This is a genomic window from Sphingomonas sp. FG14 (assembly GCF_057809675.1).
Map to the genome: position 1 here is coordinate 1 of NZ_JBMDKK010000039.1, position 9,497 is coordinate 9,497.

Annotated in this window: 9 protein-coding genes; 4 read left to right on the forward strand and 5 right to left on the reverse strand. The window is 65.2% G+C overall.

What is annotated here, in order from left to right; translation table 11 throughout:
* Positions 1 to 51: 51 nt before the first annotated feature.
* Complete coding sequence (locus ACODTA_RS29870; protein ID WP_489071254.1) at positions 52 to 414, reverse strand: hypothetical protein; 363 nt, start codon at positions 412 to 414, stop codon at positions 52 to 54.
* 499 nt (positions 415 to 913) lie between these two features.
* Between ACODTA_RS29870 and ACODTA_RS29875 the strand changes: the two genes are divergently transcribed.
* Positions 914 to 1,186, forward strand: coding sequence for a hypothetical protein (locus ACODTA_RS29875; protein ID WP_489071256.1), 273 nt, complete (start codon positions 914 to 916; stop codon positions 1,184 to 1,186).
* Between the two features lie 148 nt (positions 1,187 to 1,334).
* On the forward strand, positions 1,335 to 2,222 hold the full coding sequence (locus ACODTA_RS29880; protein WP_489071258.1) for an AraC family transcriptional regulator: 888 nt from the start codon (positions 1,335 to 1,337) through the stop codon (positions 2,220 to 2,222).
* A gap of 211 nt (positions 2,223 to 2,433) precedes the next feature.
* On the opposite strand, the gene ACODTA_RS29885 is transcribed toward ACODTA_RS29880, so the two are convergent.
* The 4 genes from ACODTA_RS29885 to queF all read right to left on the reverse strand — a co-directional run bounded on the left by ACODTA_RS29885 (position 2,434) and on the right by queF (position 7,307).
* Positions 2,434 to 2,835 carry an acyl-CoA thioesterase gene (locus ACODTA_RS29885; protein WP_489071260.1) on the reverse strand — a complete coding sequence of 134 codons (402 nt, stop codon included), beginning with the start codon at positions 2,833 to 2,835 and terminating at the stop codon, positions 2,434 to 2,436.
* 126 nt (positions 2,836 to 2,961) lie between these two features.
* Positions 2,962 to 4,245, reverse strand: coding sequence for a glycoside hydrolase family 130 protein (locus tag ACODTA_RS29890; protein WP_489071262.1), 1,284 nt, complete (start codon positions 4,243 to 4,245; stop codon positions 2,962 to 2,964).
* A 37-nt stretch (positions 4,246 to 4,282) separates the two neighbouring features.
* The gene (locus ACODTA_RS29895; RefSeq protein WP_489071264.1) at positions 4,283 to 6,550 is read right to left on the reverse strand and encodes a glycosyltransferase family 4 protein; all 2,268 of its coding nucleotides are present in this window, start codon (positions 6,548 to 6,550) and stop codon (positions 4,283 to 4,285) included.
* 310 nt (positions 6,551 to 6,860) lie between these two features.
* Positions 6,861 to 7,307: a preQ(1) synthase gene (queF, locus tag ACODTA_RS29900; protein ID WP_489071266.1), complete on the reverse strand. Its 447-nt coding sequence runs from the start codon at positions 7,305 to 7,307 to the stop codon at positions 6,861 to 6,863.
* A 141-nt stretch (positions 7,308 to 7,448) separates the two neighbouring features.
* Between queF and ACODTA_RS29905 the strand changes: the two genes are divergently transcribed.
* Together ACODTA_RS29905 and ACODTA_RS29910 are read left to right on the forward strand one after the other, a co-directional pair.
* Positions 7,449 to 8,951 carry a S10 family peptidase gene (locus tag ACODTA_RS29905; protein WP_489071268.1) on the forward strand — a complete coding sequence of 501 codons (1,503 nt, stop codon included), beginning with the start codon at positions 7,449 to 7,451 and terminating at the stop codon, positions 8,949 to 8,951.
* 9 nt (positions 8,952 to 8,960) lie between these two features.
* Positions 8,961 to 9,296, forward strand: coding sequence for a DMT family protein (locus ACODTA_RS29910; protein ID WP_489071270.1), 336 nt, complete (start codon positions 8,961 to 8,963; stop codon positions 9,294 to 9,296).
* Positions 9,297 to 9,497 lie beyond the last annotated feature (201 nt).

Below are 9,497 nucleotides of genomic sequence, written 5' to 3' on the forward strand. Positions count from 1 at the left end.
TCCTTCCATTCCAATGAAAGGATCGCACCATCAAACCGTGGGATCAAACACCTAGTTCTCAGGCGAGAGCGGCCCCAGATCGCTGACCTTCATATTGTGCCTCGTGGCGAATGCCGTTGCGACCATCCAGATGAGCCGGTTGGCGATGTCGTGACGTTCGGCTGCATTCTTTTCGTGGTTGTTCGAAAGCTCGTCCACAATCCTGCCGCGAACGCCAGCTTCGACAGGCCAGCATCTGATGACTGCGCGCTTTGCGGCCCACTGATCTCCGTTCTCCCGTTTCTCCTTGAGGACCGCAGCGTGATTTGCCTCCAGGCAATAATCGTAATGATCGAGCCATGTGATCGCGGATTGGGGATGTTCGCGTGGATGTGGCTGGTAATCGGCCGCCAGGGCCAAGGCCAAAAGGATCATCGATTCCCACCTCATGCGTACCAGGACATGTGTGGTAGCGCATGGCGATTAATGTTTTGGAATGACGATTTCCCGTCAGTTCCAGCCGCTACCGTGGCTGGCGCTTTTCGCATCAAATCACCGTCCGTCGCTCCAGCGAAGGCTGGAGCCCATACGATATTCGGACTTCAGCGCGGCTGGACGTATCGCATAGGCTCCAGCCTTCGCTGGAGCGACGGGATGTCGGGGTGTGTGCTTGTCCTGTTGATCCAGTACGTCATCCCAGCCCTTCGGCAAGCTCAGGACAGGCCTCGCCTCTGGCGAGGGCTGGGATCGCCCACAGGATAAGCCGCGATCTGGTTGGCAGACCCCGGCTTTCGCTGGGGTGACCCGGGGGATGGGGATTTGTTCGGTCCATGTTGGTAGCCGTTCGTCGATGTGGCCGGCGGCAGGTGCTGAGCCGAGGCGGGCGTGATGCGCTCGGGTTGTGGGCATTGCGGCCCGGCGACATAATCGGTGGATGGCGAGCTTGCTTTTCGAATATTGGGAAGACGAGGACGGCGGCTCGTTCTTTGTGGTTCACGAGCACAATGATCGTGTTCAGCCCAGGATGGAGCCGAACGCACGGTTCATGTTCAGCCTGAGGGCGTCGTCATGGCATGAAGCGATGCAGATGTATAACGACCGGCTCGGCTATGGAGAGTATCAGAGCGCGGGTGTTGAGAACGTCGTCTTTACGGATGAGGAACAGGCCGAACAGGATGCGTATCTCGCGGTTCGGCAGAGTCGCTAGCCACCTAACCCTACCGCTGCGGTGACCGGCGCTTGTCGCGCGAAATCACCGCCCGTCGCTCCAGCCATGGATCGCACACCAAACCGCAAGATCGGTCGAGCGCGCAACGCACCCGAGCGGCTAGCTGGGGCCGCCACGGAGGATGACGATGAAGGCGGACGCGCTTGAGAACTACCATGTCCGGATGCGGCGGGTGCTGGATTATATCGACCGGCATCTCGACGAGGATCTGGACCTGGAGACGGTGAGCGGGGTCGCGGCGCTTTCGAAATTCCATTTCCACCGGCAGTTCGCGGCGACCTTCGAACTGTCCGTCCATCGCTATATCCAGCTTGCCCGCATGAAGCGCGCTTCGAACCGGCTGGCTTCGGACGACGCCGGCAGCGTCACCGATATCGCGATGGATTCCGGCTATGACGCGCCCGACGCCTTTGCCCGCGCCTTTCGCCGCAGGCTGGGGCAATCGCCATCGTCGTTCCGGAAATCACCCGATTGGGTGCCGTGGCTTGCGGCCTTCGGGCCACTCGACAATGCCAGGAGCAAGCTGATGCAGATCATCTACACCCCGGACGATGTGACGATCCGGGACATGGCGCCGACCAGAGTGGCGGTGCTGGAACATCGCGGCGACCGCGAGACCCTGCCCGACACGATCCAGCGCTTCATCGCCTGGCGCAAGGCGGCGGGGCTTTCGCCCGAGACCAGCCCGACCTTCAACATCTTCCGGTCCGAACGCATCCCCCAGAACCCGGACGATTACGCGATGGACCTGTGCGTGGGGACCGACCGGCCGGTGGCGCCCAACGAGCAGGGCATGACGCCCGGCGAGATCCCCGGCGGGCGCTGCGCGGTGCTGCGCGTCGTCCACAACACGCATAATCTGGAGCCCGCCGCGCTCTACCTCTATCGCGACTGGCTGCCCGCCAGCGGCGAGGAGGCGCGCGATTTCCCGATCTATTGCCGGCGGCACTTCACCTTTTTCCCCAACGCGCCCGTGCATGACGTGGTGGTGGAGCTGTTCCTGCCGCTGAAATAGGGGGCGGTGGGAGTGGCCTGAGCGAGCCCGGCTCGCATCGCCACGGCCAGCACCCGTTCGGGCTGAGCTTGTCGGGACGAAGTCGGCCGTAGGCCAACCCCTGTTTTTCTGTTGCGGTGTCAAGGCAGGGCAGGGCTTCGACAGGCTCAGCCCGAACGGTGTTGGTTTTGGTGATGGCAATCCCAGACGTCATGCCAGCGCAAGGGGACGATCAGTCCGGCTTGCCGAAGAAATGCTCGGCGATGTCGCTGGCGATGCGGGCGGGGCGCAGGGTTTCGGCGTCGACGCAGCACCAGCTCGATCGCACCTCCGCCAGCACCTCCTCGCCGCGCTTGATCAGCGTTTCGTAGAAGGCGCGCGCGCCATGGACTTTTTCGAGGATGACGGTGGCGACCACCTGATCGTCGAGAAAGGCGGGCTTGCGATAGGTGATCTCGTGCTTGAGCGCGACCCAGAGATGGCGGGCCACCGCCTCCGCCGGGGCGAGCTTGCGCCAGTGCGCGGTCACCGCTTCCTGCACCCAGGTGAGGTAATGCGCGTTGTTGACATGACCCATGAAGTCGATGTCGCCGGGGACGATCCGGATCGCGTGGTCGTGAGGAAGCGCTGCCATGGGCTTACATTAGTGTAAGCATGGGCGAGTCACAATGCTCTACCCCCGCCAGACCTGGATTTATTCCTGTCTGTCTGCCGCATCGCTTGTGCGGAAAACCGGTTCCCACTTTTCCGCGCGATGCTTTTACTCCATCAGCTCCAGCAGCTTCGCGATCGGCACGAAGGCGAAGGCGACCGAGCTGTCCGCCACGCCATAGGGCATGAAGATCAGGTCGCCGTGCCGCATCGCGCCGCAGGTATAGACGACATTGGGCACATAGCCCTCGCGGTCCTCATCGGCGGCCGACAGGATCGGCTCGGGCGAGCGCGCCAGCACCTTCGACGGATCGTCCTTGTCGAGCAGCACCGCGCCGATCGAATATTTGCGCATCGCGCCCACGCCATGGGTGAGCAGCAGCCAGCCTTCGTCCAGCTCGATCGGCGCGCCGCAATTGCCGATCTGGATCAGTTCCCAGGGATAGCGCGGCTCCAGCAGCAGATCGCCCTCGTCCCAGTGGAGCAGATCGCCGGACTTGATCAGGAACAGGTTCTGCCCGTCCTGCCGGCCGATCATCATATATTGGCCGCCCACCTTGCGCGGGAACAGCGCCATGCCCTTGTTGCGCGCCGCCGATCCCGCGATCGGGCACAGGTCGAACGAGCGGAAATCGCGCGTGCGCAGCATTTCGGACTGGATCTCCCGCCCCGAATAGGCGGTGTAGGTGCCCAGCCATTCGACCGATCCGTCGTCATGCGTGAAATGGACGAGGCGCAGATCCTCCAGCCCGTTCTTTTGCGCGGGGGTGATCGGGAAGATCACCGTGCCCGAAAGCGTGCTGTCCTGATGGCGGAACACCGTGACCTGCCCGTCCTCGTACACGCCGTCGGTGTCGGGCGAATCGGTGGCGGTGGCGAAGGGCGGTTCGGGCGCCAGCCGCAGCTCGCCCTTGTCGGTGATGATCCCCTCGCGAAAGGCGACCGAGGAGATATGGCCCTCGCCCACCGCGCGCAGCGACATCAGGATGCGCTGCGATCCCGCGGGCATGCCGCTCTGGTCGAAATGCGGCACCACGCTGGGGTTCATCAGCGCGGCGGCGGCATAGCTGTATTCATGGCAGAAATAGGCGCCGACAAGCTGGCGTTTCTCGTCGCCGATATCGCCCAGCTTCAGGTCCAGCAGCTCCTCGAGCTGTTCGTAGCGCGTCATGAACACGCGCCGCGTCTGCCAGTGGCGCGCCTCGAAATCGCGCAGCACCGCTTCGAGCTGGGCGCGCGCCGTCGTCATGTCCATGTCGACGACGTGCTGGATCAGCTTCTGCGCGCGGCTGGGCGCGGGGCCGTTCGATTGCCAGGCGAGGTGGAAGGGACGCACCACCACGCGCGAGGGATCGGCATAAAGCCGCAGATCGTGATTATAGACGTCGAGCATCTGCCTCCCCCGAGGTGGGAACCTCGCCCCCGATAGTTCAGGCGGCGTCGCGCTTGTCTGCCACGCGTTCCGCGTCGATGGATAGCCCCGAAATCGTCGCCGAGGCCAGTTGCAGCGCCAGGATCGATTCGGCGCCCTGGTTGCGGTTGAGCCCGGTGGGCATCAGCCCGTCATAACAGCCGCCGTCGCCCTGGCTGGCGAGCGGCATGTCCAGGTCGTTCGCGCCCAGGAACCAGCGATAGGCGCGCTGCGCCGCATCCACCCAGCGCGCATCGCCCGAAACCGCCACCGCCGCCGCGCACGCGTCGATCGTCGCCTGCGCCTCCAGCGGCTGCTGGTCGAAGGGCAGGGGCGGGGTGAAGGGGCGGCCGAAGCTTTCGGTGCCGACCGCGCGGAAATGCCCCTCCGGCGCGGTCTGCTGCGCGACGATCCAGTCGAGCGTCGCCAGCCCGCAATCGATATAATCCTGCCGCCCCAGCGCGGCGCCCGCGCGCAGCAGCGCCTCGGGCAGCCGGGCATTGTCATAGGCGAGCACCGCTTCGAACCACGGCCAGTCCGGCCGGCGCGACAGCGCCAGCAGATTGAGGAGCTGATCGCCGAAACGCTCCAGTATCTCGCGCGATCGCGCATGGCCCGGATGCGCGCCGATCATCGCGGCGGCGCCGAGCATCGCGAAGGCCTGCGCGCGCGGCGAGCCGAGCGAGAAGGCGAGGCCGGCGGACTGATCGAACAGCGGCGCCGCCCATTGCCGGTATTTGTCCATCCGCGCGTCGCGCGCGGTGACGCCCAGCGCCCACAGCGCGCGGCCGTTGCTGTCCTCCGATCCTTCCTCCTCGCACCAGGTGCGATCGAAATTCATGAAGTTGCGGAAGCGCTGGCGATCGGGGTTCCAGGCATGCTGGACGAAGGCGGCGTAGATGCTGGTCCAGCGATCGCGCTCGCCATCCTCGATATCGTCGATCCGCGACATCAGGATCAGCGCGCGGGCATTGTCGTCGATGCAATAGCCGTGGCGGCGATCGGGCACCGAATAGATGCCGTGCTGAAGGATGCCGGTGGCGTCGCTCATCCGCACGACGGCGGCGATATCGGGCGCCAGCGGCCGGGCGGGCTTGCCGGCGATGCGCGCCGGCCGTTTCCCCTTCATCGCGGCGAGCAGCGCCACCGCGCGTTCGGAGGCGCGGCTCCAGAGCATCGTGCGCCCGCGCGCATAGGCGCGGCCGGCAAGCGCGGCGCGCCCGGCCCTGTCGTCGAACAGCCCGGTGACCGCCGCCGCGATCGCCGCGCTGTTCCGGAAATCGACGAGCACGCCGTGATCGTCGGCCAGGATCTCGGTGGCGTGGATATAGGGGGTGGAAACCACCGGCTTGCCCAGCGCCACCGCGTAGGACAGCGTGCCCGAGGTGATCTGGTCGCGCTTCACATAGGGGGTGGCGTAGATGTCCGCCGCCTCCAGATAATCGAGCAAGTCCTCCTGCTCGACAAAGGCGTCGATGAAGCGGACATGGCCGGACATGCCGAGTTCGGCGACGCGCGCCTGCAATTGCTCGCGATAGGCCTCGCCCTGCTGGCGGATCAGATTGGGGTGGGTGGCGCCCAGGACGACGTAGAGCGCGTTGGGATGCGCGGCCGCGATCGCGGGCATCGCCTCCACCACATATTCGATGCCCTTGTCGGGCGCGAGCAGGCCGAAGGTGAGGATCACGTCGCGCCCCGCGAAGCCGAAGCGCGGCTTGGCCGCGTCCGGCGCGACGAAGGGGCGATCGGGCACGCCGTGCGGGATCACCTCGATCTGGCGATCGGAAACGCCATAGACGGTGCGCAGCAGCGCGCGGCCCTTTTCCGCCATCACGATCAGTTTCGACGCGCGGCGCGCGATCGCCTCCAGCACGCGGCGCTCGTCGGCGCCGGGATGTTCGAGCACGGTGTGCAGCGTCACCAGCAGCGGCAGGTTCACCCGATCGAGCAGCGCCAGGATGTGATCGCCGGCGACGCCGCCGAAAATGCCATATTCGTGCTGGAGCCAGATCGCCTGCGCGCCGCTGCGCTCGATTTCGCGCGCGGCGTCGCGATAGGCGATCGGATCGTCCTGCGCGATGGTGCGGACGCCATCGGGATAGGCGATGCCGGTGCCGTCATCCATCGCGTAGAGATCGACGGTGAGATCGGGGAAGTTCGCCTTGAGCGCCTGCAATGTGTGCGAGGTGAAGGTGGCGAGGCCGCAGCGGCGGGGAAGCGAATTGCCGATCAACGCGATATGGCTGGGACGTTCGATCTTTCCGGTCGCGCTGTCGATCGTGGCCATGCCCGTTCTTTCGCTCCTGCAACAAATGTTCGTGCGACGATTTCCCAAGCGAGCCTAACGACTCCGATATGCGATGGTTGCGCGAATTGTGCGTTGCAGCAAGAAAAATCGTGCCTTTGGGATGAAGCGGTGCCGAAGCGCGGCGGATTCGGCCTTTCGCCGGAGGCGTCGGATCGCTTCCGTCCCAACCCCGTTCGGGCTGAGCCTGTCGAAGCCCTGTTCTTCCGTTGCGGTGCCAAGGCAGGGCAGGGCTTCGACAGGCTCAGCCCGAACGGTTTGGGTGAATGGTGTGAGGGTGAAAGGGGCGGGGTCAGCCCCGCCCGCGATAGCCCGGCACGCCCTGGTCGGGCAGCCACAGGCCCCTGGGCGGTTCGCCCGATTGCCAGAACACGTCGATGGGGATGCCGCCGCGCGGATACCAATAGCCGCCGATGCGCAGCCAGAGCGGCTTCATCTCGTCGAACAGCCGCTCGCCGATGCCCACGGTGCAATCCTCGTGAAAGGCGGCGTGGTTGCGGAAGCTGCCCAGGAACAGCTTCAGCGACTTGGATTCGACGATGGTTTCGCCCGGCGCGTAATCGATCACCAGATGCGCGAAATCGGGCTGGCCGGTGACCGGGCACAGCGACGTGAATTCCGGCGCGGCGAAGCGGACCAGATAGAGCTTGCCCGCGCGCGGGTTCGGGACGTAGTCGAGGATCGCCTCTTCGGGAGAGGCGGGAAGCGGCGTCTGCCGGCCAAGATGGGTCGTCTGCATGATCGGCTATCTAGTCATTCCGTCGCAAAACCCCAAGCCGTTCGGGCTGAGCTTGTCGAAGCCCTTGCCTTCTGGTCTTTATCCGGGCTTGGAGAAGAAGGACGGGGCCGCGACAGGCCCGGCCCGAACGGGGGTAGGAATATGAGAAAGCTGGTTATTGGTCTTGCTCTGGCGAGCGCGTTCAGCCTGCCCGCGATGGCGCAGGACAAGGCCGATCCGCCGAAGCCGAAGGCCGACGCGTCCGACATTCCGGCGCCGCAGGTGGCGGTGACGCGGCACAGCGGCACATTCGGCGGCGTGAAGATGAATTATGTCGCGACGGCGGGCGAAACCTATCTGAAGGCGGAGGACGGCACCCCGCGCGCCAGCATCACCACCTATTCCTATGTGAAGGAGCCGCGCGATCCCTCGCGCCCCGTCACCTTCCTGTTCAACGGCGGGCCGGGTTCGGGATCGGTGTGGCTGCACATGGGCGCGTTCGGGCCGAAGCGCGTCGCCATCCCCTCAGACGCGCGCGACGACGGCGCGCCGCCCTATCCGCTGGTCGACAATCCGGACAGCCTGCTCGACGTGACCGACATCGTCTTCATCGATCCCGTCGGCACTGGTTTCAGCCATGCGCTGGGCAAGACCGATCCCAAGGAATTCTGGGGCGTCACCAAGGATGCGCAGTCGGTGGCCGAGTTCATCCGCATCTGGCTGAACCAGAATGGCCGCTGGAACTCGCCCAAGTTCCTGGGCGGCGAAAGCTATGGCACCACGCGCTCCGCCGCCGTGCTCAACCAGCTTGAGGGCCAGTATAACGATGTGGCGCTGAACGGCGTGATCCTGATCTCCACCGTGCTCGATTTCGCGGCCGGGGCGGATACGCCGGGCAACGAGATGACCTTCATGCTTAACCTGCCATCGATGGCGGTGACCGCGCTATTCCACGGCAAGACGCAGTTCGCGGGCACGCCCGAGCAGTTCGCGGAGGAAGCGCGGCGCTGGGCGTCCGGCCCCTATATCACCGCGCTCCTCAAGGGCGTGTCGCTGCCCGCCGAGGAACGCGCCGCCGTGCGCCGTGATCTGGCGCGCTTCACCGGGCTGTCCGAAACCTATCTCGAACAGGCGGACCTGCGCGTCGAGCCCGGCCGCTTCTACAAGGAATTGCTGCGCGACCGGGGGCTGACGGTGGGGCGGCTCGACAGCCGCTATACCGGCAAGGATTTCGACAGCGCCGGCGAGACGCCCGACGACGATCCCAGCTTCTACGGCATCGACGGCGGCTATACCGCGGCGATCAACAGCTATGTGCGCGAATCGCTCAATTTCCAGACCGACCGGCGCTATGTGACGATCGGCAGCGTCCAGCCCTGGGACTGGCGGCTGGGCGGCGGCCGCGACAACGACGTCTATGTCAATGTCGCGCCCTATATCGGCACCGCCCTGCGCAAGAACAGCGGGCTGCGCATCTTCGTGGGGCAGGGCTGGTACGATTTCGCGACGCCCTTCTACGCCGCCGAATATTCGCTGAGCCGCACGGGCTTCATGAAGGACCGCATCCAGTATCATTATTATGACGCGGGCCACATGATGTACGTCCGCGACGAGGATCGCGCGAAGCTGACGCGCGATATCCGGGGCTTCATCAAGAGTCGCTGAGGACGAAGCATGCCCACGATCGCGCTGCTGATCATCTCCAACCTGTTCATGACGATCGCCTGGTACTGGCATCTGAAGGGCGGGATGGAGAAGCCGATCCTGCTGGTGATCCTGATAAGCTGGGGCATCGCGCTCGTCGAATATTGCTTCGCGGTGCCCGCCAACCGCATCGGCTTCGCGGGCGGGTGGACGCCGGGCCAGCTCAAGATCGCGCAGGAGGCGATCGCGCTGATCATCTTCGGCGGCTTCATGGTGTGGGTGCTGGGCGAACCGCTGCACTGGCGCCATTTCGCGGCGTTCGCGTGCATCATGGCGGCGGTGGGGTTCCTGTTCGTGGGGCGGTGAGGGGGCGCCAGTCTTCCTCTCCCCGTTCGGGCCGGGCCACCCATGGCACCGCCACCGCCATCCGTTCGGGCCGGGCCACACATGGCACCGCCACCAACATCCGTTCGGGCTGAGTTTCGCAAAGGATAGCGCGCCAGTCTTCACCCCCGTTCGGGCTGAGCCTGTCGAAGCCCTGTCCTTTCCTTGACACCGCAACAGAAG

Bases quoted from the DNA above. Each gene is read 5' to 3' on its own strand.
- ACODTA_RS29870 (WP_489071254.1), bottom strand. From the start codon at position 414: ATGATCCTTTTGGCCTTGGCCCTGGCGGCCGATTACCAGCCACATCCA.
- ACODTA_RS29875 (WP_489071256.1), top strand. From the start codon at position 914: ATGGCGAGCTTGCTTTTCGAATATTGGGAAGACGAGGACGGCGGCTCG.
- ACODTA_RS29880 (WP_489071258.1), top strand. From the start codon at position 1,335: ATGAAGGCGGACGCGCTTGAGAACTACCATGTCCGGATGCGGCGGGTG.
- ACODTA_RS29885 (WP_489071260.1), bottom strand. From the start codon at position 2,835: ATGGCAGCGCTTCCTCACGACCACGCGATCCGGATCGTCCCCGGCGAC.
- ACODTA_RS29890 (WP_489071262.1), bottom strand. From the start codon at position 4,245: ATGCTCGACGTCTATAATCACGATCTGCGGCTTTATGCCGATCCCTCG.
- ACODTA_RS29895 (WP_489071264.1), bottom strand. From the start codon at position 6,550: ATGGCCACGATCGACAGCGCGACCGGAAAGATCGAACGTCCCAGCCAT.
- queF (WP_489071266.1), bottom strand. From the start codon at position 7,307: ATGCAGACGACCCATCTTGGCCGGCAGACGCCGCTTCCCGCCTCTCCC.
- ACODTA_RS29905 (WP_489071268.1), top strand. From the start codon at position 7,449: ATGAGAAAGCTGGTTATTGGTCTTGCTCTGGCGAGCGCGTTCAGCCTG.
- ACODTA_RS29910 (WP_489071270.1), top strand. From the start codon at position 8,961: ATGCCCACGATCGCGCTGCTGATCATCTCCAACCTGTTCATGACGATC.